The sequence below is a fragment of the Bacillus sp. ISL-7 genome, assembly GCF_018613065.1.
In genome coordinates, this window is sequence record NZ_JAGGQW010000050.1 from 214,790 (window position 1) to 237,268 (window position 22,479).

At 37.9% G+C, this 22,479-nt stretch carries 23 protein-coding genes and 4 pseudogenes; 6 read left to right on the forward strand and 21 right to left on the reverse strand.

Features of this window, described 5'->3' with window-relative positions; all coding sequences use genetic code 11:
- Window positions 1-25: 25 nt before the first annotated feature.
- From accB to J7E66_RS21465, 10 genes are all read right to left on the reverse strand, one after another.
- Entirely contained in the window at window positions 26-571 is a 546-nt protein-coding gene (gene accB / locus J7E66_RS21420) for an acetyl-CoA carboxylase biotin carboxyl carrier protein (RefSeq protein WP_215003540.1), read from the reverse strand.
- Window positions 572-604: 33 nt separating this feature from the next.
- Window positions 605-1,957, reverse strand: a complete 1,353-nt coding sequence (gene accC, locus J7E66_RS21425) for an acetyl-CoA carboxylase biotin carboxylase subunit (RefSeq protein WP_215003542.1) — start codon at window positions 1,955-1,957, stop codon at window positions 605-607.
- Window positions 1,958-2,122: 165 nt separating this feature from the next.
- Complete coding sequence (locus J7E66_RS21430; RefSeq protein ID WP_215003544.1) at window positions 2,123-3,091, reverse strand: electron transfer flavoprotein subunit alpha/FixB family protein; 969 nt, start codon at window positions 3,089-3,091, stop codon at window positions 2,123-2,125.
- Between the two features lie 21 nt (window positions 3,092-3,112).
- Window positions 3,113-3,877 (reverse strand): electron transfer flavoprotein subunit beta/FixA family protein, encoded by a 765-nt coding sequence (locus J7E66_RS21435; RefSeq protein ID WP_215003546.1) that lies wholly within the window; start codon window positions 3,875-3,877, stop codon window positions 3,113-3,115.
- A gap of 69 nt (window positions 3,878-3,946) precedes the next feature.
- Entirely contained in the window at window positions 3,947-4,357 is a 411-nt protein-coding gene (locus tag J7E66_RS21440; protein ID WP_251033055.1) for a MaoC/PaaZ C-terminal domain-containing protein, read from the reverse strand.
- Window positions 4,358-4,388: 31 nt separating this feature from the next.
- On the reverse strand, window positions 4,389-4,841 hold the full coding sequence (locus tag J7E66_RS21445) for a MaoC family dehydratase N-terminal domain-containing protein (RefSeq protein ID WP_215003548.1): 453 nt from the start codon (window positions 4,839-4,841) through the stop codon (window positions 4,389-4,391).
- Between the two features lie 60 nt (window positions 4,842-4,901).
- Entirely contained in the window at window positions 4,902-6,044 is a 1,143-nt protein-coding gene (locus tag J7E66_RS21450; protein WP_215003550.1) for an acyl-CoA dehydrogenase, read from the reverse strand.
- 123 nt (window positions 6,045-6,167) lie between these two features.
- Window positions 6,168-6,950, reverse strand: a complete 783-nt coding sequence (locus J7E66_RS21455) for an SDR family NAD(P)-dependent oxidoreductase (protein ID WP_215003552.1) — start codon at window positions 6,948-6,950, stop codon at window positions 6,168-6,170.
- Window positions 6,951-7,201: 251 nt separating this feature from the next.
- Window positions 7,202-7,678 carry a 2,4'-dihydroxyacetophenone dioxygenase family protein gene (locus J7E66_RS21460; RefSeq protein WP_215003555.1) on the reverse strand — a complete coding sequence of 159 codons (477 nt, stop codon included), beginning with the start codon at window positions 7,676-7,678 and terminating at the stop codon, window positions 7,202-7,204.
- Window positions 7,679-7,867: 189 nt separating this feature from the next.
- Entirely contained in the window at window positions 7,868-8,656 is a 789-nt protein-coding gene (locus J7E66_RS21465; RefSeq protein WP_215003557.1) for an SDR family NAD(P)-dependent oxidoreductase, read from the reverse strand.
- 142 nt (window positions 8,657-8,798) lie between these two features.
- Here J7E66_RS21465 and J7E66_RS21470 point away from each other — a divergent pair, with 142 nt between their 5' ends.
- A complete protein-coding gene (locus tag J7E66_RS21470) occupies window positions 8,799-9,704 on the forward strand; it encodes a LysR family transcriptional regulator (protein ID WP_215003559.1) in 906 nt (301 codons plus the stop codon).
- Between the two features lie 101 nt (window positions 9,705-9,805).
- Here the strand turns inward: J7E66_RS21470 and J7E66_RS21475 are convergent, their stop codons facing one another.
- The 5 genes from J7E66_RS21475 to J7E66_RS21495 form a co-directional block, all read right to left on the reverse strand.
- Window positions 9,806-10,486, reverse strand: coding sequence for a 3-oxoacid CoA-transferase subunit B (locus tag J7E66_RS21475; RefSeq protein WP_215003561.1), 681 nt, complete (start codon window positions 10,484-10,486; stop codon window positions 9,806-9,808).
- A gap of 62 nt (window positions 10,487-10,548) precedes the next feature.
- Window positions 10,549-11,253 (reverse strand): CoA transferase subunit A, encoded by a 705-nt coding sequence (locus tag J7E66_RS21480; RefSeq protein ID WP_374103872.1) that lies wholly within the window; start codon window positions 11,251-11,253, stop codon window positions 10,549-10,551.
- A 209-nt stretch (window positions 11,254-11,462) separates the two neighbouring features.
- Window positions 11,463-11,624, reverse strand: a complete 162-nt coding sequence (locus J7E66_RS21485; protein ID WP_215003565.1) for a hypothetical protein — start codon at window positions 11,622-11,624, stop codon at window positions 11,463-11,465.
- Window positions 11,625-11,661: 37 nt separating this feature from the next.
- The gene (locus J7E66_RS21490; RefSeq protein WP_215003567.1) at window positions 11,662-12,951 is read right to left on the reverse strand and encodes an MFS transporter; all 1,290 of its coding nucleotides are present in this window, start codon (window positions 12,949-12,951) and stop codon (window positions 11,662-11,664) included.
- Window positions 12,952-13,111: 160 nt separating this feature from the next.
- Window positions 13,112-14,167 (reverse strand): TauD/TfdA family dioxygenase, encoded by a 1,056-nt coding sequence (locus J7E66_RS21495; RefSeq protein ID WP_215003568.1) that lies wholly within the window; start codon window positions 14,165-14,167, stop codon window positions 13,112-13,114.
- A gap of 385 nt (window positions 14,168-14,552) precedes the next feature.
- Here J7E66_RS21495 and J7E66_RS21500 point away from each other — a divergent pair, with 385 nt between their 5' ends.
- Window positions 14,553-15,326 carry an SDR family NAD(P)-dependent oxidoreductase gene (locus tag J7E66_RS21500; RefSeq protein WP_215003570.1) on the forward strand — a complete coding sequence of 258 codons (774 nt, stop codon included), beginning with the start codon at window positions 14,553-14,555 and terminating at the stop codon, window positions 15,324-15,326.
- Window positions 15,327-15,922: 596 nt separating this feature from the next.
- Here J7E66_RS21500 and J7E66_RS21505 read toward each other — a convergent pair.
- Complete coding sequence (locus J7E66_RS21505) at window positions 15,923-16,261, reverse strand: VOC family protein (RefSeq protein WP_215003572.1); 339 nt, start codon at window positions 16,259-16,261, stop codon at window positions 15,923-15,925.
- 560 nt (window positions 16,262-16,821) lie between these two features.
- Here J7E66_RS21505 and J7E66_RS21510 point away from each other — a divergent pair.
- Together J7E66_RS21510 and J7E66_RS21515 are read left to right on the forward strand one after the other, a co-directional pair.
- Complete coding sequence (locus J7E66_RS21510) at window positions 16,822-17,190, forward strand: MerR family transcriptional regulator (RefSeq protein ID WP_215003574.1); 369 nt, start codon at window positions 16,822-16,824, stop codon at window positions 17,188-17,190.
- A 78-nt stretch (window positions 17,191-17,268) separates the two neighbouring features.
- Window positions 17,269-18,030, forward strand: coding sequence for an SDR family oxidoreductase (locus J7E66_RS21515; RefSeq protein ID WP_215003576.1), 762 nt, complete (start codon window positions 17,269-17,271; stop codon window positions 18,028-18,030).
- 574 nt (window positions 18,031-18,604) lie between these two features.
- On the opposite strand, the pseudogene J7E66_RS31970 reads toward J7E66_RS21515, so the two are convergent.
- The 5 genes and pseudogenes from J7E66_RS31970 to J7E66_RS21535 form a co-directional block, all read right to left on the reverse strand.
- A pseudogene (locus J7E66_RS31970) lies at window positions 18,605-18,822 on the reverse strand (transposase); the annotation flags it as partial.
- A 10-nt stretch (window positions 18,823-18,832) separates the two neighbouring features.
- A pseudogene (locus J7E66_RS21520) lies at window positions 18,833-18,973 on the reverse strand (IS110 family transposase); the annotation flags it as partial.
- A gap of 167 nt (window positions 18,974-19,140) precedes the next feature.
- Window positions 19,141-19,806 carry a hypothetical protein gene (locus tag J7E66_RS21525; RefSeq protein ID WP_215003580.1) on the reverse strand — a complete coding sequence of 222 codons (666 nt, stop codon included), beginning with the start codon at window positions 19,804-19,806 and terminating at the stop codon, window positions 19,141-19,143.
- A gap of 119 nt (window positions 19,807-19,925) precedes the next feature.
- Window positions 19,926-20,300: a DUF2750 domain-containing protein gene (locus tag J7E66_RS21530; protein ID WP_215003582.1), complete on the reverse strand. Its 375-nt coding sequence runs from the start codon at window positions 20,298-20,300 to the stop codon at window positions 19,926-19,928.
- A gap of 331 nt (window positions 20,301-20,631) precedes the next feature.
- Window positions 20,632-21,858 (reverse strand): phospholipase D-like domain-containing protein, encoded by a 1,227-nt coding sequence (locus J7E66_RS21535; RefSeq protein WP_215003585.1) that lies wholly within the window; start codon window positions 21,856-21,858, stop codon window positions 20,632-20,634.
- A gap of 88 nt (window positions 21,859-21,946) precedes the next feature.
- Here J7E66_RS21535 and J7E66_RS21540 point away from each other — a divergent pair.
- Window positions 21,947-22,024 (forward strand): annotated as a pseudogene (locus tag J7E66_RS21540) (YjcZ family sporulation protein); the annotation flags it as partial.
- A 68-nt stretch (window positions 22,025-22,092) separates the two neighbouring features.
- Window positions 22,093-22,179: pseudogene (locus tag J7E66_RS21545) on the forward strand (YjcZ family sporulation protein); the annotation flags it as partial.
- Window positions 22,180-22,479 lie beyond the last annotated feature (300 nt).

Consider the following 22,479-nt stretch of genomic DNA (forward strand, 5'->3'; position numbering starts at 1 on the left):
TCAACCTCCTCTCTGCTAGATATATTTAGGATGTCTGTTTCACTAAGAAAAGAGGTTGACCGTACTCTACGAGCTGGCCATTCTCGACGAGAACTTCAACAATCTCTCCGTCCATTTCAGCTTCAATTTCATTAAACAATTTCATGGCTTCTAAAATGCAGACCATGGTTGATTTCTCAACTTTATCTCCAATTTTAACAAAAGGTGCCGCGTCAACTCCTGGAGCTCTGTAAAACGTTCCTACCATTGGAGAAACAATTTTTGAAAGGTGTTTGTTTTCATCATTTGTTTGTGTATTATTTACCTTCACTAAGTTCTCTGTCTTTGCAGCTACTTGAACATGTGCTGTTGATATCTCCTTATTTGTGTATGATGGTAAAACGGCTGTAGTCTCAGCATTAACAGAACAAGTCTGAGTATCAGAAGTGTTTATCCCCTTTTGAACTACTGGTGCTGTCCCAATACTTCTACGAATTAATATTTTAGAATTACCTTCTTCAATTTCGAACACTTCTATTGAAGAATCATCCACTAATTTAATCATTTCTCTAATTTCTTGGATTTTGAACATCTTTCTCTCTCCTTAGTAATCATAAACTATGAATTATACTTCTAACTTCAATGGATTGTTTTCAAGAAATTTTGTATTAAATTGTCCTTTTATAAAGGATTCATGTTCAAGTAATTTTTGATGAAACGGAATCGTTGTCTTGATTCCGATAATGACAAATTCATCAAGCGCTCTTTTCATCCGCCCGATGGCTTCTTCACGATCTTTTCCCCAAACAATCACTTTTGCGGCCATCGAATCATAAAAAGGAGAAATTTCATAACCAGGATAGACAGCGCTATCCACACGTACACCATACCCCCCTGGAGGTAGATACATTTCGACTTTCCCTGGAGAAGGCATAAAATTCTTTGCCGGATTTTCTGCATTTATACGGCATTCAATTGCCCACCCATTGATTTTTATATCTTCCTGTCCAAATGACAGAGGGTACCCTGCTGCGACTAAGATCTGTTCCTTGATTAAGTCAATCCCAGTAATCATTTCTGTCACCGGATGTTCTACCTGAATTCGCGTATTCATTTCCATGAAATAGAAATTGTTGTTTTTATCTAATAGGAACTCAACAGTACCCGCTCCATAATAATGAACAGCTTTTGCAGCGGCGATTGCTGCAGAACCCATCTGTTCACGAGTCTTTTGCTCAAGTGCTGGTGACGGGGCTTCTTCAACAAGTTTTTGATGGCGTCTTTGGATGGAACAGTCTCTTTCACCTAAATAAACGACTTTACCCAACATGTCTCCAATTATTTGAATTTCAACATGACGCGGTTCCTCAATGTATTTCTCGAGATACACCCCAGCGTTTCCAAATGCAGTTTCAGCTTCTTTCTGGGCTTGACGAATGGCTTTTCGTAAATCCTCTTCATCCTCGGCTACTCTCATTCCCTTGCCGCCGCCGCCAGCTGTTGCCTTCACGATGACGGGGAATCCAATTTCCTTTGCAATAGTTAGAGCTTCTTCGAGGTCTTCAATTAGGCCATCTGTTCCTGGAACGGTAGGTACACCTATACTTTTCATGGTATCTCTCGCGACCGCTTTATCTCCCATTTTATTTATGGCTTCTGCTTCAGGACCAATAAATGTAATATTATAATTCAAGCAGATTTCTGCAAAGTTAGCGTTTTCAGCTAAAAATCCATATCCCGGGTGGATCGCATCCGCATTTGTAGATAAAGCAACACTTATTATATTGGAAATATTCAAATAACTCTTAGCAGACGGCGTGGGTCCAATACAATATGCTTCGTCTGCCAGTCGCACATGCAGTGCTTCACGGTCTGCTTCAGAATATACAGCGACCGTAGCTATCCCCATTTCCTTACACGCCCTAATCACACGGACAGCAATTTCTCCTCGATTAGCAATAAGAACCTTTTTAAACATATACAAGTTCCTTTCGAACAGTAATTTTATAGAGAGTGTCCATATTTGATGAAATGTCTCTCTTCAACCAGAACCTTATTCATTACTCCATTGATGGCAGATTTTTATTTAGAAGAAATTTACTTATAAAAAAGAGTTAAGCTTGTTTTCAATCACAGGTAGTTTTTAAGAGGTTACTAGTGCTTTTTTGAATTCTTCCGTCAGCAATGGAACCACCTCAAACAAATCACCCACTATACCATAGTCCGCTATTTGAAAGATGGGTGCTTCCGGATCTTTGTTAATAGCAACAATTACTTTAGAGTTAGACATTCCAGCTAAATGCTGAATGGCACCAGAAATTCCACAGGCAATGTACAAATCAGGAGTGATGACCTTTCCTGTTTGTCCGATTTGCAGTGAATAATCGCAGTATTCGGCATCGCATGCACCACGAGAGGCACCTACCGCACCCCCTAGGACATCCGCCAGTTTCTGAAGCACCTTAAAACCTTCTGACGTTTTAACCCCTCTACCACCAGAAATGACTACTTTCGCTTCTAATAAATCTACACCGACAGTTGTTTTTTGTATTACTTCTTTTACAACCGTCCGTAAGTCTTTGATTTCAGCATAAAAGCGCACAATCTCAATCGTTCCGCCGATTTCTTCCACCGGGATGTTATTCGGACGGACAGTTGCAAATGGGATGCCAGATACTACTTTCTTTTTCTCTAAGGCTTTTCCGGAAAAAACAGGACGGGTGAAGATAACATCAAGGTCTTCCACCTGAACATCAATGACGTCAGATACAAGTCCTAGTCCAAATCGCGATGCTATCCGCGGTGCAAGATCTTTTCCGATTCCCGTATGTGGCATTAATATAGCTTCTGGTTCGACTACATCAATTACCTGGCTTAAGCATTGAGAATATGCATCTGTTGTATACACATCGAGTTCATCGTTGGAAATAATATATACTTTATTTGCTCCATGATTCCCTAAAACACTTGCATAATGAATGGCATCGCTGCCGAAAGCCACAGCTATAATTTCTCCGCCTTCTGCAATGCGCTGCGCAGCTGTCAGCGACTCAAGCGAAACACCTCTTAGGTTCCCAGCTTTAGCTTCAGTCACTACAAGTACTTTTCTCATGTATGTCCTCCTTGGTGATGATTAGATTACCCTTGCCGCACTGCGAAGTAGCTCAGCCAGTTCAGAAACTTGAGCTTTTATTTCTCCGTTCAGGATACGTCCTGCACCTTTTTTCGGCGCAAAAAATGTCTCGGTAGTGATTGTCTTTACTTCCAGAACGTCTTCAATATGTAAATCATCAATCTCAATCCGCTCAATTGGCTTTTTCTTCGCTTTCATGATGCCGGGCAAGGAAGGATAACGAGACTCATTTAATCCTTGTTGTGCTGTAACCAATACTGGAAGAGATACCATGACAACTTCTTTATCTCCTTCAACGTCACGCTCGATTACCGCCTCGTTTCCATCAATCTCCAGCCTTGTAATCGTCGTCACTTGGGGAATATCAAGTTCCTCTGCAAGGCGCGGACCAATTTGTCCACTGCCATAATCAACTCCCACATTCCCGCCTAATATGATGTCAAACTCCCGATTTTTAATAACGGCCTCAAGAATTTTGACTGTACTGTATTCATCAAGATTTAAATCTTCGCTATTAACCATAATCCCTTTATCTGCACCCAGCGCAAGCGCTGTTCGGAGCCCATTCTCTGCACGTTCCGGTCCTACCGTGATAGCCGTTACTTCACCACCATGGATATCCCGCAAATGAAGCGCTTCTTCAATCGCATATTCATCGTAAGGATTGATGATGAAGTTTACCCCTTCTTCTTTAACCGATCCATATTTTAACGCAATTTTTTCTTCGGGATCGAATGTTTGTTTCATCAATACCAAAATGTTCATTTTTTCGTATCCCCTTCTGATGTAATATTTTTAAAGCACTCTGGGTTTAACGATTTTAATACAATTGCCCTATGAATTCCTTGATGGCAGTGTCGCTTCAAAAATCCCTGAAACTTTTACATCGCCTTCACCATTTTTCGCCAGGACTTCTCCTACTACTAAGTTGTCAACCTTTTTCTCTTTCACTCTGCCAACTATTTCGATAGATTCTCCAGGATACGTCATTTTACTAAAGCGTACTTGTATTCTCTTAATGTTTCTTCGTAATATCCAGGATGTAACTCCTTGAGATAACATCCCCATAACTAACATACCGTGAGCGATAATGCCTGTCCCGGCTTCTTCTCCAACCTCTTCTACGGTATGCAGAGGATTAAAATCTCCAGATGCTCCGGCAAATTTTACGAGCTGGACTCGTGTAATCGGATCTTTTTTCAGAACTGGGAATGAATCTCCCACCTCTAGGTCTTCAAAATACATGATTCGTTTCGCCCCTCTAATCATCTATTTTTTAATGACAGTGAATTAACGTAATTTTAGCAATTGCCACTAATTCGCCTTTTTGATTGGTATATCGTGTTTCTTCTGTAATAAAATCCATTCCGCCCAAGGAACCGATTTTGGTATCAGCCCAAACAATTTTACTCATAACCTGAAGCTCATCCCCGGCATAAATATCACCTAAATATTCATACTCCTGCCCACCATGCAATATTTTAACTGGGTTTAAATTCAATGCCTCCATTTTTTCTTGGAAGCCATATCCGCCATGGTAATCTATGATCTGCAAAAAGGTTAGCGGAACAGGAATGCCTTCATAACCAGCTTCCTTAGCTGCCTCCAAGCTGTAGTAAACGGGGTTATCATCACCAATAGCAATGGCTAATTCTTTTATTTTTCCTTTTTCAACAACCATGCTGTATGGTTCTAACTCATACCCAAGTAAATCTTTCACATCCGACATGGTCATTCACCTCTTTTTAATAGATTACGTTCCTATTTTTATTACATATTTCGAATTTAGCTATTCTTTAAGCAGATTCCCAGCAATTACAAGACGCTGAATCTCTTGCGTTCCTTCATAGATTTGGGTGATCTTTGCATCTCTCATATAGCGTTCTACCGGATATTCCCTTGTGTACCCATATCCGCCAAATACTTGAACTGCTTCGACAGCTACTTCCATCGCGGTGTCTCCGGCAAACAGTTTGGACATCGCAGATTGAAGTCCATAAGGAATACCTTGATCCTCACGCCATGCGGCTTGATAGGTCAATAAACGGGCAGCCTCGATCTTTGTAGCCATATCAGCCAGCTTGAATTGAATGGCTTGAAGCGAACTAATCGGTTTGCCAAACTGGACGCGATTCTTCGCATATTCGACCGCTTTATCAAACGCTCCCTGAGCGATTCCCACCGCTTGGGAAGCAACTCCGTTACGGCCTCCGTCGAGGGTCATCATCGCAATTTTAAACCCTTCACCCACTTGTCCCAAGAGGTTGTCCTTTGGAATGCGGCAGTCCTCAAAAATTACTTCGGTCGTCGCGGAAGAGCGAATGCCCATCTTTTTCTCCTTTTTTCCCACAGAGAAACCCGGGAAGCCCTTTTCTACGATAAATGCTGTAATCCCCTTTTGCTTTAGATTCGGATTGGTCTGAGCGAAGACAATATAGATGTCCGCATAGCCGCCGTTGGTAATAAAAATCTTCGAACCGTTTAAGATCCAGTCATCCCCGTCACGCACGGCCGATGTTTTCATTCCTCCGGAATCGGATCCGGATCCAGGTTCCGTCAAGCAATACGCCCCCATGCTTTTTCCTTCTGCCATAGCCCGCAAATATTTTTGCTTTTGTTGCTCCGTTCCAAACTTGTAAACTGGCCATCCTGCTAACGATGTATGGGCAGCAAGAGTGGTGCCTATGGAAGCATCCACTCGCGAAAGCTCTTCCAACGTGATCACATAACTTAAATAATCGGTATCTGCCCCACCATACTCCTCCGGCCAAGGGATCCCACATAATCCAAGTTCGGCCATCTTGTGCCAAATCTTAATATCAAAGTATTCTTCTTCATCGCGCTGAGCAGCAGTAGGCTCAACTTCGTTTAAAGCAAACTCGCGCACCATTTTTTGCATCATTTGATGTTCATCGGATAATAAAAAGTTCATTGTTAGTCCCCTATCAAATATATTTTTGTGCATTCAATTTTGCCCATGAAATAATTGACCGAGCGATTGCTCATTTTTTCTGTAAAAACTCCAACCCTTTCAAGGATGGGATTCTATTGCTATTTACACTTTTTGTTCAATAAGCTTTCGGGTATAGATGGTTACCCATTTCCTTGGCAGCAGTCCCACTGATTTGGCCATGAGTTTATTTTTAAAGCCAGGGATGATCACCGTTTTATTCTTCATTAACCCTTCAAAGCCGCACTTGGCAACTGTTTGCGGGTCCATCAAGTTCTTAATGAAAATTTTTGTTCTTGTTTCGGCCAATCCTTGTGTGAGCGCAGTTTTGGTAGAAGGGGGACATAATACAGAAACTTGAACTCCAGTTCCCTTCAATTCTTCTGCAATTGCTTCTGAAAAGGTTAAGACGTACGATTTGCTTGCCCCATACATCGACATCAGTGGAGTCGGCTGAAAGGCCGCTGTGGAAGCAACGTTTAAAATTTTACCTTGCTTTCGTTTTACCATTTCATCCGCTATAAGTCTGGTTAAATACGTGAGCGAAATCATGTTGAGCTGCAAACATTCCAATTCCTTCTTAATATCTAATTCCGTCATTAGCCCTAATCCACCAGCCCCGGCATTATTAATCAAAATATCGATGTTGATTCCTTCGCTTTTCAAGTATCGATGCAAGCTCTCTACTGTTGTATGGCTGCTTAAGTCACCGGCATAAGTATTTACATGCACTCCATAATCCTTTTTTAAATTCTCCGCTTGTTGTTCCAACAACGTTGCGTCTCTGGCAACTAATATCAAGTTATAGCGATGGCCTGCGAAAACTTTTGCGAATTCCAAACCGATCCCTTTAGTAGCGCCTGTAATTAAAACTGTTTCTGTTGGCATATATTTTTTAGCCCCCTCACGTTTGTAATATTCTAAAATTTATAAATATTATTATGTTATTAATTATACTCATAAGTAATAATTAAATAAAATTAATATTTTTAATGTATAAGTAAGTATTACTACTATTCAGATAGTGAAAACTATAAATTTTTCTAATTTTCTGTAAATAATAGAAGTTACACATAATAAAAGAGAAGCCTCTTAGTCAATTAGACACCGGGCTTCTCTTTTTATTACAGATTTATTTATTAAAACGCAGTCACATCAACAGGTTCAATTCCTTCAGCCTCACAATAGTCAAGGTATTTTTTCAGGAATGATTCCCAATTATCTCGTGCAAGAATTTCTCCATTCTCACCCAAATAGTCTAATGTTCCTTCCACAATATTGAAGGTAATAACGTCTTCATCCCCTACAGCTGTAGGTGTATGTGTGGAGCCGGCAGGTTCAAAAACCATGTCGCCAGGTTTGGAGATCCAAGGCTCCTCGAGATATCTCCAAGAACCTTGTACGGTATAAACAATGACTTGTCCAGGATGAAAATGGGCCGGAAGCTGCATTTTCGCAGGTACATATAATAAAGTAATATTCTGTCCTGTCACAGGGTTCGCTTTAAGCAATTTAAATTTCGCATCTCCGAAATAAGGAACCCAAGGCAATTCATCTACATTAACATTTCCTGCATGATATGCTACTGCTTCTTGTACACTTTTTACATTACTCACAAAAATCCCCTCTTCCAACTTATATGTTTTTTAAATCCTCATGCTGTTAGCGCTTACATTGTTCAGCTAATTAACTTTTTCGAATTTATTAATCTCAGTATATTTTTAATTTTCAACTAAGTAAAATAGTTATTTTTAACATGCAATTAAGTTTGATTAATTTACACAGACAAGTTATTTGGTTGAAATTTACTTAGCCCCAAGTCCACCATCAAGAGTCAATATTTGTCCAGTACAATAATCAGATGCTGCTGAAGCAAAGTAAAGGAGTGCACCTACCAAATCATTGTCACTGCCTAACCTTCTAACTGGAACTTGTGAGGCAATGAAAGGGCCTGCTTTGTGTACAAGTGTTCCCGGTATTTCTGGGTTATTCATTCCTGTAGTGAAAACTCCAGGAGCAATTGAATTTACATACACTCCATGGCGGCCCCACTTAACTGCTAGATCCTTCGTTAAAGTCATAACTGCACCCTTACTAGTTGTATATCCGACAGAATCTACTGCTTCCGGGTCAACACCTTTAAATCCGATACTAGAAGAAATATTAATGATTTTACCGTATTCGTTATTAATCATATGTTTTCCAACTGCCTGACACATCAAGAATGTTCCTGTCACATTAGTATCAAGCATAGCTTGCCATTGGTCTAAAGGCATATCCGCAGCAGGAGACTCAAAAACGGTTCCGCTGCTGTTGACTAAAATTTCGATTTCTCCAAAATGAGAAACCGCTTTCTCCACACCTTGAACGACAGATTCCCGATCTGTGACATCCAATGATAGAGCAAGTGCCTGTCTTCCTAGCGCCTCGATTTCTTTTACTACTGCTTCGCAAACCTCTAAACGCCGTGAACATACAACAACGTTTGCTCCTGCTTCTGCCAACGCCAGTGCCATCACACGCCCTAACCCGCTGCCGCCTCCGGTAACGATTGCTGTCTTACCATTTAAATTAAACAATTGGTTCGATGCCATTCTAGTTCCCCTCCTGTATGTAGAAAATTCAAAGATTTTTAAATCTTCTTGATATTGATTATACTAATAAATTATAATTAAATAAAATTAAAGATTTTAATTTGTAAGTAAGTCTTACTAATATTTGAAAAAGGGGAACAGCATGAATATTGAACAATTACTATATATCGTAGAAGTCGCAAAATACAGTTCTCTGTCTATAGCAGCACAGAATCTACATGTGACTCAATCCAACATCAGCCAGTCCATAACCAACTTGGAAAAGGAGCTGGGGATTAAAATTCTTAAGCGGTCACGGGGACACGGCGCTGTCCCAACCGATGATGGAAGAATCATTCTGAAACTCGCCTACGAAGTACAAAAAAAACTTGAGGAAATAAAAGAAACAGCTAACTTTTTGAATTCCACGGAAGTGGGGGAACTAAAAATATCGTCATTACCCGGATTGATGACGTTCCTGGTAAAAGCGATAGCAGCGTTTAGACATGATTATCCGCACGTAAATTTGGAGGTGGCCGATAAAAGTGGATCTGCTGTAATTGAAGATGTCAGGCAGCATAAAACCGACATTGGACTGGTTACGTATTCAAGCGATTTGAATATAAACATGGAAGGAATTGCTTATGAAGCACTCATTGAAGGGAAGCAGAAAATATATGTTTCTAAGCATTCTCCACTAGCCTTTCTTGGTACCGTAACACCTAATGATATACTTGATCAAACTCTTGTTACATATAAAGGTGAATTAATGCAGTATTTTGTTCAGGATTTCTTTAACAAATATAAGCCTATGAAAATCCTATTTACTTCAAATAATATGGATGGAGTTCTCCAAGCCATAAGTGAAAATTTGGCGATTACATTTGCTCCTGATTTCGTAATGAAAAACTATCCCCCTGTCATCAATGGTGATATCATCCCAATTGATTTGGTGAATCATCCGACCGTTAATATTTCTTTAGGGTTAGTTCGATCAGAGAATAAACATTTATCCACTTTTGCCAACAAATATATTCATCATTTAAAATCAGAAATTATTAAAAATTAAAAAGGAAAAAAAGAGAAGGTTCTTCGTCTTAAGTGGCGAAAAATCTTCTCTTTTTTACAAATCTATCTCTACCTTAACTGGAATTTGCAGTGTTACCTCTTTTACCTTGTTATAGGAGCCTTTTGGCGATCCCCTTTACCACATGTCAAATTGGCGCTGATCGTAAAGGAAGCCTCCGTCTTCTCTATCACTTCATCAAGTGAAACACCGTCTTGAGTTTCTACAAGAATCATTCCCTCGGGAGTAAAATCAAACACAGCCAAGTCCGTAATCAGTCGATTGACAACTTTTTGACCTGTCAATGGAAGGGAACAGCTTTTTTTGATCTTGGATTCATTGTACTTATTGGTGTGCTCCATTATGACCACAATTCTTTTGGCACCATGGACAAGATCCATCGCCCCTCCCATCCCTTTGATCATTTTTCCCGGGATCATCCAATTTGCTAAGTCACCTTGTTCGGAAACCTCCATGCCTCCCAGGATGGCCAGATCAATGTGTCCCCCACGTATCATGGCAAAGGACTCAGCACTGTCAAAGAAAGATCCACCAATTACAGCTGTAACCGTTTCTTTCCCTGCGTTAATAAGATCAGGATCTTCCATCCCTTCAACTGGATAAGGTCCAATGCCAAGCAATCCATTTTCGGATTGCAATAATACATGAACTTCTTTAGGGATTTCGTTTGCAAGTAAAGTAGGAATTCCAATTCCTAGATTCACGTTCATCCCAGTTTGAATCTCTTGAACCGCACGCTTAATGATTTTTGTCCTAGTATCCATACTGTTAATCCTCCTGAAAAATTGCATTGTAATTTTTGCGGTAAGTTACTCTTTAAAGGTAATTAATTAGGTATGACGGTACGGCGTTCAATTCTTTTCACATAATTTTTTCCTTCCAATATCCTTTGGACATAGATCCCAGGTGTATGAATCTCATCGGGATCAAGTCCACCCACTTCAACCATTTGCTCCACTTCGGCAATCGTTATCCTGCCTGCCGTTGCTGCAAGTGGATTAAAATTCCGCGCTGTCTTCCGGTAAACAAGATTTCCTAATGTGTCCCCTTTCCATGACTTGACGAAGGCAAAATCCCCAACAATTCCTTCTTCAAGAATATGTGCTCTGCCATTAAAAAATCGCTGTTCTTTGCCCTCTGCAATCGGTGTACCCACGCCAGTGGGCGTATAGAATCCAGGGATGCCAGCTCCTCCTGCCCGAATTCTTTCCGCCAGTGTCCCCTGGGGAACAAGCTCTACTTCCAATTCTCCACTTAAAAATTGCTTTTCAAAGATCTTGTTCTCGCCCACATAGCTTGCCACCATTTTCTTAATCTGCTTATTGGCAAGCAGTAAACCCAGTCCCCAGTCATCCACCCCACAATTATTACTAACAATCGTTAAGTCTTTTGTTCCCTTTTCCCGCAATGCCAGAATTAAATTCTCGGGAATACCCGACAAACCAAACCCACCAACAATGATGGTTGCACCATCTTGAATATCTTGAATCGCTTCAAAAAATGTTGTATTTAACTTTCCTTGAACTGCCAATATTTTCACTCCCTGCATTATTATCTTAATTATTAGAATATTTTTATTATGATAACAATTATACTCATAAGTATTAATTAAATATAATTAAACTTTTTAATCTTCAAGTAAGTAATGTTTATATATAAAAAAACTAGAATCTTAAAAATAAATGAGGACCTCCGTAATAAGGAGGCCCTTTTACAATTCAAATCATGTTACGATTCTAACTAATTTAATTCATCCACTTCAATATGATCATCAGCGTAAGTCTCGGACATCTTATCCTGACAATTCCAGCACTTACTGCGATTTCGCTCCATAATAGCTAATTCTTCATGACAATCTACACAACAATCCATCTCAGAAACGGCCTTTTCATTTTTACACATAGTTTATTTCCCTCCTTGATTCACCTATTCATGATTTTTATACAATAACTTGTTCCTCAGCTTTTATCGTTGTTTGACTTTGCTTCGCGGGACGAACAATAGCCCAAAACAATATTCCCATAACGAACATAACCAAAGAGGTTACTTGGAAGCCATAACTATATCCAATTGCCTCAGTTCCTGCATACTGGATAAGATACCCGAATATGAGTGGAGCTATAATGCTTGTTGAACTTGATAGAGCCACATAGGCCCCTTGAGCCTTTCCAATGTTTTTGGGAGAAAAGAATTCCATTAACATTGCGGGTGCGAGTGAAAGAATAACAATCGCTAAACCCGGAGCAAGGATGAAGAATAGAATGGAAATAGCACTTGAGTTAAAGGCATTTGCAAGGAATAAACAAATAGCGGATAGCACCATCGTAACTCCTGCAACATTTATTCGTGCTTTACGAATATCTCCTGTTTTGCGATAAAGCCGATCCGATAATAAGGCAAATACAATTTGGCAAATGGCAGCGAAAAGAAAAGGTAAAGACACTGCAAGTTTTAACATTTTTCCATCAAAATGTTGAATTTTGGTAAAATATGCAGGAAACCATACCGCTTGAACGGACAATAACCAATAGGCACAACCTGCACACAAAACGGTAAAAATAAAATTTTTAGAAAAAAGATGCGGAAGAAACTGACGCCATGAAACCTTAGAAGAAATTGATGAGTGCTTATCTTCTTGCTCAAAAGCGTACGAACCGATTTCCTTTGGACTTTCTTTTCCAAAAATCAACCATAAAACTAGCACCATTAGTCCAACAATCCCCATTGCTAAAAAAGCAGATCTCCATCCATATTGATTGATCAAGGAGAGTAATAATGGCGAAGCAATCGCAGGTCCGATTGTTGCTCCAAAGAGAACAGCGCCAAAGCCTATACCATGTCTATGTTTAGGGAACCATTTTCCTATTAATGAAGTTGATATAGCAACGGCAGGACCTTCTCCTGCTCCTAAGACCATCCTTGATATTACTAGCAGAGACAGACTGGAAACAAAAGGTGTGGTAAATTGAACAGCCAACCATACAAACGAGATCCAAGTAAACATTTTTTTCGTATTTCTTGAATCGGCCATCCCCCCTATAATGAAAGAGGAAAAGGTAAAGAACCAAAAGAACGAACTTCCGACAATTCCCCATTGTGAAGGACTTAAATGTAACTCTTTCATTAGAGGAACAGATACCAAACCAATGATAACTTTATCAACTTGGTTGATCATACCTGAAGCTACAAGAATTAATAATATGATCCAAGAATATTTTGGTGTTTTCAAATTAAAAATCTCCCCTTATTTTCTACTATTTTGGGAAAACCTTTTCGTGAAACCATAAAGGCACGCCCGTTCACATGAATCAATTGGTGTTCTTAATAGTTTATAAAGGTAAATCTTCCGTGTTTAAACTCTCCTAAACTCTTTATATTTATTAAATCCATTACCTCATTTTTTCTGCAATACCACCAGCTGTTTGTTCACGTACGGGAATACCGCCGCGACCCGCTTTACCTGTTTTCTCATCAATAAACATCGCGAAGTCGGGCGCAATTCCTCGCCCATTTGACATCGTGAGCCACAATCTTAATAAATGACGTTTGCGTTCGGGTTCCTCATAGTCTTCGTATACAGTACGTGAATGAAGAACAGTATAATTATTAACAAATTGCATATCACCCGGTTCCATCATCATATCAATATGCATGTTTTCATCATGTAGGAGGGAATCCATTAAGTCATATGCTTCAATTTCAACTTTTGACAAATATCTACCTGTTTTCGCTTGTGCCGATTCAACATATCCGCGGTTATATCTGCAGCTCAATTTACCTTCGTAATAACTAAAGACTGGCGATGAATAAACAGGAGATTCACCTGGTGTTTCCTCACCACGACGATCCAAGAAATATGGAAGATAGAGAATTCCAAGATACTCTGGGTACTGATCCAGAATTTCATTGTATACCGCCATGGCACTTACGATACTACTGTAACCCCCAGATTTAGCTTTTCGAAGACTTAATAATCCGACTACGTCAGATCCATCTGGGTGAAAGGGAAGATGGGCATTCGTTTGGTAACCGCGTACATTTGAATCATTAAGGTCGAGACCTTGGTCAACAACATGTCCTAATAGATCACCTTTTGCGTTTTGCGTTACCGGGATGCCAAGGTGGACTCCGAGACCCCAGTAAATGATGCTTGCATCTTCATCTGTATACTTTTCAATTGGTAAGCCACGAATTAATAGGAAACCTCTTCCATTTTCCAGCTCGCCTATAAAATAGGCTATTTCTTCAGAAAGATCCGGAATTGGAAAGTCGTCCTTGTTAAAATAAGGTGCCTTTAACCCTTTTTGTTTTACATATAATAAAGCGCTTTCAAGAATCTCAATAGTTTTCTCTGACAAATAATAAATCCATGAATCATCTTTAACTAAATCAATACCTTTCCAAGCTACTGGTCCTTGAATTTTTTCCTTTAAAATAGACGGCACCGAGAATCCTCCTTCGTTTTCTATTGCAACTTTAACTTTGTTCCCCCCCTTTATTTCGATGGAAATCGCTTTTAATAACTTTCTGACTGGTATAATAGTGATAATAGTTATTACGTTAATTATATTCATAATTTTCAGTTAAAAAAAGTTAAAATTTTTAACTTGCAAATAAATATTACTAATAAGCGAGAAATACGACAACCTTATCCATGGAAATTAACAACCCATACCATGATATTAGTAAAACTTAATTACAAGTTAAAATTTTTAATTTTATATAAGTATCATTTGTAGGTAGAATCAAAATAGAAATGATTAAAATATTCTAATAAATAGCTTTCGAGTTAAGGCTATTACAAGTTAATTCGAACCAGGAGGTTGAACTATGGACTTAAAATTATCTGGAAAAAAAGCACTTATCGTTGGAGGAAGCAGGGGGATTGGCAAGGCTATTGCCCGTCAGTTGGCTTTAGAAGGTGTAGATTGTACGATTTGTTCAAGAAACGAATCTTCACTAAAGAGTGCAGCAGAAGAATTAGCCAACGAAACCAACAGAAATATTTATCCAATTGTGGCGGATACCAATGATCCTGACTCTATCCTAAATTTAGTTGAAAAAACTGCAGCAGAAATGGGAAGCATTGATATTTTAATCAACAGTGGGGCCCGCGTTGGCGGCCATGAGCCAGAGGATTTTAACAGCATTAAAGATGAACTAATCTTGAAAGATTTTGAAGAAAAGTATATGGGCTATTTTCGTTGCGTCCGGGCTGTTGCTCCTTATATGATCAATAATAATTGGGGACGTATTATCAATATAAGTGGTCTGGCAGCTAGAATTGGAGGCAATTATTTTAGTTCAGGTCCTCGTAATGCATCTGTTGTCCATATGACAAAATCCGCCTCATTAGAATTAGGAAAGCACGGAATTACTGTCAATGCTGTTTATCCAGGGATTGTCGATACGGAAACGTTTAGAGGCAGGGTCACTAATGAGGAAGCTATTCGCCAGGCAGCATCGATGAATGCCCTCGGCCGCTTGATTACACCTGAGGAAATTGCTTATGTCGTTACCTTCCTAGCATCACCTTTAGGCGCTTCGATAACTGGAGATGTCATTTCGGTAACCGGTGGAATTGGAAATACCGTTTATTACTAAAAGCCAAGGCTTGATATTGTTACAGTTTCGTAGATTATCAAAAATTTTCTATTAAAAAAATTACGCTATTTAAAAAACGAGCCTCACTAAATTCTGAGGCTCGCCGCAAAGGACACCACAAAATTTAGATTTTGCATTCTTTCTTAATAAGGAAGAATCCAATATAAGTCGGGGATGAGAGTGGACCGTAATATCTTATCTCAACAGTTCCTGAATCCAAGTTTACTTTTACAAAAAATTACGCAGGTTTGCTTAATAAATGTAATCTATATTATATACATTACAAATTCAAATTACTTCCTTAACTCAATTAGAATATCGATTCTAACCTGCCCAGTTCAATTATTAAGAAAATTTCAGCCACACTAACTACTCCCATCCCTTACCTAAGTCATAAGCCTACTCAAATAAATGGTCCAATATAAAAAAGACGCCCTATTACTTTAGAAGTGCGCCCGATTGTGAAGTATTTAAAAAACTTCTCATTTATTTGTTCTTACTTTATGCGTTGCTTAATACTTTTTTCAGAAATATTTTTTTGCCTCATTGCTTTATTGATTTTAACCCCATCTTCTGATGTATTAGGTGTGCCTTTTTCAACTGAGAACTTCTACAATAAACCCGCCTGGGGCTTTAACATAGAATGTCCAGCGGTGAGCCATTTTGGGCGGTTTCACATCGAATCCATCATCCTTTAATCGATGATTAATCTCGTTCACTCGTTCTTTACTATCTTGTACGAAGCCAATATGAAAAGACTTGGGGTAGTTGACCTTGGTATCTTTCATCAAGGCGAGCAATAATCCGTTTTCGTCAGTCATTACAGCAAATGAATCGCCATGTATGCTCTTGGTTTGCAGCTCGAAATATTTCTCCAAGAACTCTCGGGCAGCGTTAACGTTAGTAACCGTAAGATTGATATGATTTAGTTTCATAGGTTACACCTCCTTTCCTAAGTAATATCTAATCAAAACCGATCTATCAAACTTGATGTAGACTTCTTTCTTCTTCCTCTCTATTGTAAAGATTAATATAGATTCAGGAATCGATAAATGGAATGAAGTTCCCTACAACTTTAGAACGAAGTTAAGACTTCGGTTTATTTATCGATTTGCTCATTAAAATAACGTAAATTACTTTTGACGATGCCTTATATGTAAAATGGACGCTTATCCTTATTCAGGGAAATGCGCCAATTGTGGAAGTTTAATTATATTTCTTTATTGTAGATAAGCACCCATTAGTTTAAGTACACCTTTTCACAATCTTTGTTGCCTAGTGTGGAATTTTACGATTTAACTGTTGTGGTTCACACCGAACTATTCAATGATATTTAATTTTCTTTTGATGTTCCTTTTAAGAAATCTTTGTGTACGCTGGATTCATTAACTGTTACAAACTAAATTATTTTTTTATTTTTTTGTTGACTTAAACCACGGTTTAAGTCGTATCATATTCCTGTAGACGAGGAAACATAAAATTCGGAGGTCTCCAGATGAAATATTGTTCAATAAGCGAAGCTTCAGCCAAATTCAATATTCCAGAATCAACGTTACGATTTTATGAAAAAAAAGGACTACTACCACTAATCGAACGTGATGAAGCTGGTAGACGGTTATTTTCAGAAGACCAAATTAAGCTACTTGAAACCGTTATATGTTTAAAAAACACGCATATGACGATAACTGGCATTAAACAATATATTGATTGGGTAGTAGAAGGAGACACTACCATTGAACTCCGACTTGAAATGATGAAGAATCACAAGCAAGCAGTACTAGATGAAATTTCGTTGATGACAGAATCCTTAAAGGGAATTGACGAAAAAATTACTCGTTATACACAACGCACTAAGGAAAGATAAGAGTTAGTTTAATGCGATTCCAGAAGAGGTATAAAATTTTTATTAAGTGAAGGAAATAATTAGAAAAGAGGAAATGTAATGAAACTTTCAGGAAATACAATACTTATTACAGGCGGAAGTGCTGGAATAGGATTAGCTTTTGCAGAACGCTTTATAAATGCTGGAAATAAAGTCATTGTATGTGGACGACGTGAAAATGTACTTCAAGTTGCGAAGGAAAAACTCCCTAGCCTTATTACTCGCGTAAGTAATTTGGATAGTGAATCCGAGCGTATAGCATTGTTTGATTGGGTAACAGAGAACTATGCAGAGGTGAATGTGTTAGTTAACAACGCAGGCATTCAACAACGCTTTAATGTTTTAAAAGCAGATGCGAAGAACAATTGGAATTATTTCAACAAAGAAATAACCACCAATATTGAAGCACCTTTTCATCTTTCTATGCTGTTCGCTCCATTTTTTGCTACAAAAGAAGATGCGGCTATCATTAATGTGACATCTGGATTAGCCTTTACACCGTTTGCCATTGCTCCGATTTATTCAGCAACGAAAGCGGCACTACATTCATTTACAATGAGTCTAAGACACCAACTTTCTGAAACATCTGTAGAAGTAATTGAAGTTGCTCCTCCGGCAGTGAATACAGATTTAGGTGGAGCAGGGTTGCATACTCACGGAGAACCATTAGATGCTTTCGCAGATGGGATTTTCAAGGGATTTGAAGAGGGTAAAAAGGAAATTGGATATGGTACTTCAGATGATCGCTTACGTATGTCACGAGATGAAGTCGATAAACACGTAGAAAATATGTACAATGCAATGAAAAATACAATTGAATAACTATCCTTGAAAATAAGTGATACCATTGTGTAGGTATTTTTCGAAATTATAAATCAAAATGACAATTGTTTTGACTTAATATTATCAAATAAAAAAGCAAAACTCATTGGCGAGTTTTCTTTTTTATTTGCCATTCCTTCTTCAATTAACCTCCCTCTATATAGAAAGGAAAATCTCTCGATTTCTCTCATTTTCTCCAAATTACGTGGTAGTTTGTTTTAATATTCATTTGAGTATTGGAATAATGGTGTATTCAAGGATAATTTTGGGAACAAAGTGAAAAAGCGACTGATAGCTGCCAAACCCCACTTATCCAAAAGTGGATAACTAGTTAAAGTATGGTTGCACCGGTGGATATCCACATTTCTCATGGAGGTCAACCCTCCCATATCTCACAGAGTCTTCGCTCCAAAATTCCTTCGTCCAACCTTTCCATGAGGTAGATGTCAGTCATGCTGCCCGACAGGGTCCTTGCCCGTAGTTTAGTTGTTTTACTGACTAATCCGTGCTTCAAATGTTTAAAACAATCAACCTACTAAATAATTTCAATTAAAAAAAATAAATTAAACTGCTACCTGTAATTCTGCCATATTTTTGTTTGACCTTTGTGCTTTCCAGAAGTATTCTCCTTAAGACTAAGCCCAGCTAGTTGATAATCTGCCTTGGGTGGGAATAGTAACTTAGGTCTCCTACCTCGGAAAAAAAGCCTGCAACCGTGTCTTTCCCTATTCCCTTAATAGCCAACATTTGTTCAACACCTGGAATTTGATCAAGAAGTTTATCTATGTTAGATTCCAGTTTTTTCGAAGTAAAAGAGTGCCGAAAACTCTAAACCTCTAAAGTCTTGGGCTCTTGCCACATGCTTGTATTTAGCAATATCAATACCTATAATTAATGTTTGAGAAGTAATTTGAGCAATCTTTTCATTTTGGTTATAATTCATTTAAATAGCCTCCTGGTATTTGTGATTGTTGTCCTTTTTGCCTGCAAGCTTTGGACACTCATATAATACCAAGGGGCTTTTTTATGTTCAAACCTCATATTTCTTCATTACAGGAATGCTGCCCGTTAGCACAAGAAGCGATTGCTCTAATTGAACAATCGCACCCTTTAGTTGAAGAAGACCTCTTTTAAATGAACGGAAACATATTTTGAATTTGGTCTATTAAATATAGCAACCTCATAATTTGATAACCACTTTAATTCCCCAAGATAGTGGCTGAATATTATCTCATCTGGTTTAGTGGATGCAACCAGTTTTTTTGCTATTTCTTGTCCGTTCTTATCCTTGACTATCAAATATATGTCACTTACATAAAGACCGTGGTTTATAAAAACTTCAGCTTTAAAGTTGCGATTCGGGCTACTTTTTGGTTTCTTCCAGACATATTCATTTTTAAAATTTGCTTCTTTCACACAGTTATAAGCAACATCGAATGGAGTGCTTTCCCAGTTATTCAGTTTAACAACTTTTTCTATACCTTGCTTCAATTTATCCAAAATTACTTCTTTTTTCTCTTGGTCTTTTAGTTTAATAAATTCACTTACATCATATAGAATTTCCACATCACAAAACCCATCAACAATTGCTAAAGTGGTCCTTAGAGATTCTTTTACACAGAAGATATTGATTTGCTTAATATTTTCTGTGTGGAATTTTGAAAAGCACTTCTCGTAAAGGGAGGTAATACATCTTGATTGAAAAGTAAAACTTTTTTCCACTACTGCAATGCCTTCGTCGGTTTCCGAATATAAAAGAAAATGTTTTAATATCATTTTTAATCACCTATATAAATGTTCTACTTCCATCTATTTTTATCCTTCTTGCACTAACCTGCACCGTTTGTTCAATAAGAAAAGGCGATTACCATTATTCAGCAATCGCACCCTTTAATTCAATAATTTTCAAGTTCAGCTTCTAAATCATTAAGAAGTAAATCAATATTTACAACTGCTGTATCATCCTCAGTCGGAAATATTGATGGTTTTAATCCATCTTTTTTCATTCCAGTAAGCCATTTAGCAATAAAATAATTCAAGTCAATCGGTTTAGCCTTGCATCCTATCCATTCATTTTTAGCAAAGAATTCTGCAAATTCTTTTTTAGGATAAAAGGGAATTTGCATTTTACCTTCCTCATCTTGTGCTGTTGCCCAATTATTATTATACAAACCCCAAACCTCTTCAGAATCTACAACCTTTTTTATGAAATACTCGTATCTAATATTTGGTGGTTGTTTGATTACTGCTTCAAACTCTTTTTTATTCATTAGCAACATTCCTTATTAAAAAAATGTGATTTTCTATTATTTTATCACTACTCCTTGTTCAACTAAACTGCCACTCTAGGGGATCGCCGCCGCAATCCCCTATTCAACATAAGCACCCGTTCGCCATCAATGAAGCTCAATTTCAACACAGAATATGTAAGAAAATATCGTTCTTAAATGGAAGTAAAAATGAGCACCCCTTTACATAGCCTAAATAAAAAAGAGAAGGAAACAATGTTCCCTCTCAATAGCATTCTATTTTAGTATCAGTAATTTAATTTATTCTAATAAAATGCAGTCTACTACTCCTTAAAATAAAAATACTTAGTTTTTACAAATAATACTCAATCATTTTTGCAAACTTTTCTTTCAGTTTTTCTTTTATAGATAATTGATTGACGTCAGATGATGTTACTCGCTTTGAATTTTGGATGTCTTCATTGATGACTGGCTTTATCTTAGAAATAAAGACAGGGTCATGGATATAGCAGTTCATTTCTTCATTTAAATGAAACGAGCGCGAATCAAAATTTACGGTCCCTACCATCAATACGTTTTTATCAATCAAGAATACTTTACCGTGTATCACTCCCTTTTTATAACCGTATACTTCTATTCCCTGTTTTAATGCTTTTCGAATATATGGATACGCTGCCTCTTTAACTAACAGTGCATCCGAATGAGGTGAGAACAGAATTTTAACACGAACCCCTCTTTTTCTTGCATCCACTAATGAGTTCCAAATAGTTCTGTCATTTAGTATAAAATAAGGTGTTACTATAATGATGGACTCTTTTGCTTGATGAAACAGCATTGCATAATCTTGCCCAAGTTTCTCTCCGCTATAATATGCAGTAAATCGATGCGAGGTTGCTCCCTTTTCCTTTGTCGCGCTGTGTATAGGAATCTGTTGCTCTGTGTTTTTCTTCCAGTCTAACACAAATTGATGTTCTAGATCTTGAACTCCTTCTCCTCCTATTTGAAGGTGATAATCTCTCCAGTGACCGAGTTTTACTTTTTCTCCTAAATACTTCTTGCCGATGTTAAATCCGCCAATGTACCCAATCCTTCCATCAATAATTGAAATACGGCGATGATTCCGACGATCCAAAGAAGCAAAAAGATAAGGTAAAGCAGGCTTATTGTAATACGTAAAATGCACTCCTGCTTTAACCAATAATTCTCTTTCCCTCTTCTTTAGTAAAATTCCACCCAGCCTGTCCACTGCATAATATACTTCTATACCTTCCTGGCTTTTTTGTCTCAATAAATCTAGAAATTGATGACTTACTTTATCATCAGCAATAGAGAAAAAGTTGATATACACGTAATGTTTTGCTTTCCTTATATCTGAGAATAATTGATTGTCTAACTGTTTCCCGTCCGTATACATAGTAATATTACTTTGACGAATCGGGTATTGGATGGGCTCCTGGTCAAATACCATCCTTTTTTCGGCTGCTGTTCTGTCAATATTACTCCAAGGAAGCAAAACAAAACATGCGCCGAAAAATACAAATAGGAGTACTTGAAGGATTTTCCGTATCTTTTTCAGCATATTTAATCTCCTTTATATATTATCGTTTTCATTCAGTTAGTTTTTGTAATCGGGACAAAACTATCCCGTTAGCCCTCCATGGAGCGGAAGTTTCGCAATAATTGTTGTACTGTTTATTCCACTTATTATCGTAGGTTCTTCCTTTGTTGGTCGAAGATATTATTAATTTATAAAAAAGGGGGATTTTACATGCTTGGTTACTGTGGATATGGTTATGGTGGTAACGGCTATTGAGGATATGGTTACGGCGACCGTTCAACATTCGTTCTCATTGTCGTATTGTTCATGTTATTAATTATAGTAGGTGCTTCCTGGTTTTAACCTAATACCCTTTTATTACCATTAGTCTTTATAAGACTAAGCATTATGGAGGAAGTTCCACTATTTTGGGAGTTCCTTTTATATTTACTACCAAAAAGGATTATTTCTTTTCGATTTCCAATTGGAGAGTAAAATATTTTCGGAAATTTTCATTACTATTGTTTAATTCAAACAATAACCTTTAACATCCTTGTCTAACTAAACTAAACTGACCCGTTAGCCATCCAAGCAGCACAAAATCAGTGCTGCACCACAGAGAATGAAAATGGTTAGGAAGTTGCCGCGTTGCGGCACCATCAA

What these genes read in the sequence shown, in the direction of transcription:
- J7E66_RS21465 (WP_215003557.1), bottom strand. Translation starts at nt 8,656, where the DNA reads ATGGCATCGAACCAATTGTTTAATTTAAATGGTAAGACAGCAATCGTT.
- J7E66_RS21455 (WP_215003552.1), bottom strand. Translation starts at nt 6,950, where the DNA reads ATGCCAACAGAAACAGTTTTAATTACAGGCGCTACTAAAGGGATCGGT.
- J7E66_RS21440 (WP_251033055.1), bottom strand. Translation starts at nt 4,357, where the DNA reads ATGTATTTTGAAGACCTAGAGGTGGGAGATTCATTCCCAGTTCTGAAA.
- J7E66_RS21485 (WP_215003565.1), bottom strand. Translation starts at nt 11,624, where the DNA reads ATGTGTAAAAATGAAAAGGCCGTTTCTGAGATGGATTGTTGTGTAGAT.
- J7E66_RS21475 (WP_215003561.1), bottom strand. Translation starts at nt 10,486, where the DNA reads ATGGATACTAGGACAAAAATCATTAAGCGTGCGGTTCAAGAGATTCAA.
- accC (WP_215003542.1), bottom strand. Translation starts at nt 1,957, where the DNA reads ATGTTTAAAAAGGTTCTTATTGCTAATCGAGGAGAAATTGCTGTCCGT.
- J7E66_RS21470 (WP_215003559.1), top strand. Translation starts at nt 8,799, where the DNA reads ATGAATATTGAACAATTACTATATATCGTAGAAGTCGCAAAATACAGT.
- J7E66_RS21500 (WP_215003570.1), top strand. Translation starts at nt 14,553, where the DNA reads ATGGACTTAAAATTATCTGGAAAAAAAGCACTTATCGTTGGAGGAAGC.
- J7E66_RS21505 (WP_215003572.1), bottom strand. Translation starts at nt 16,261, where the DNA reads ATGAAACTAAATCATATCAATCTTACGGTTACTAACGTTAACGCTGCC.
- J7E66_RS21515 (WP_215003576.1), top strand. Translation starts at nt 17,269, where the DNA reads ATGAAACTTTCAGGAAATACAATACTTATTACAGGCGGAAGTGCTGGA.
- J7E66_RS21435 (WP_215003546.1), bottom strand. Translation starts at nt 3,877, where the DNA reads ATGAACATTTTGGTATTGATGAAACAAACATTCGATCCCGAAGAAAAA.
- J7E66_RS21445 (WP_215003548.1), bottom strand. Translation starts at nt 4,841, where the DNA reads ATGTCGGATGTGAAAGATTTACTTGGGTATGAGTTAGAACCATACAGC.
- J7E66_RS21510 (WP_215003574.1), top strand. Translation starts at nt 16,822, where the DNA reads ATGAAATATTGTTCAATAAGCGAAGCTTCAGCCAAATTCAATATTCCA.
- J7E66_RS21450 (WP_215003550.1), bottom strand. Translation starts at nt 6,044, where the DNA reads ATGAACTTTTTATTATCCGATGAACATCAAATGATGCAAAAAATGGTG.
- J7E66_RS21430 (WP_215003544.1), bottom strand. Translation starts at nt 3,091, where the DNA reads ATGAGAAAAGTACTTGTAGTGACTGAAGCTAAAGCTGGGAACCTAAGA.
- J7E66_RS21535 (WP_215003585.1), bottom strand. Translation starts at nt 21,858, where the DNA reads ATGCTGAAAAAGATACGGAAAATCCTTCAAGTACTCCTATTTGTATTT.
- J7E66_RS21530 (WP_215003582.1), bottom strand. Translation starts at nt 20,300, where the DNA reads ATGAATAAAAAAGAGTTTGAAGCAGTAATCAAACAACCACCAAATATT.
- accB (WP_215003540.1), bottom strand. Translation starts at nt 571, where the DNA reads ATGTTCAAAATCCAAGAAATTAGAGAAATGATTAAATTAGTGGATGAT.
- J7E66_RS21525 (WP_215003580.1), bottom strand. Translation starts at nt 19,806, where the DNA reads ATGATATTAAAACATTTTCTTTTATATTCGGAAACCGACGAAGGCATT.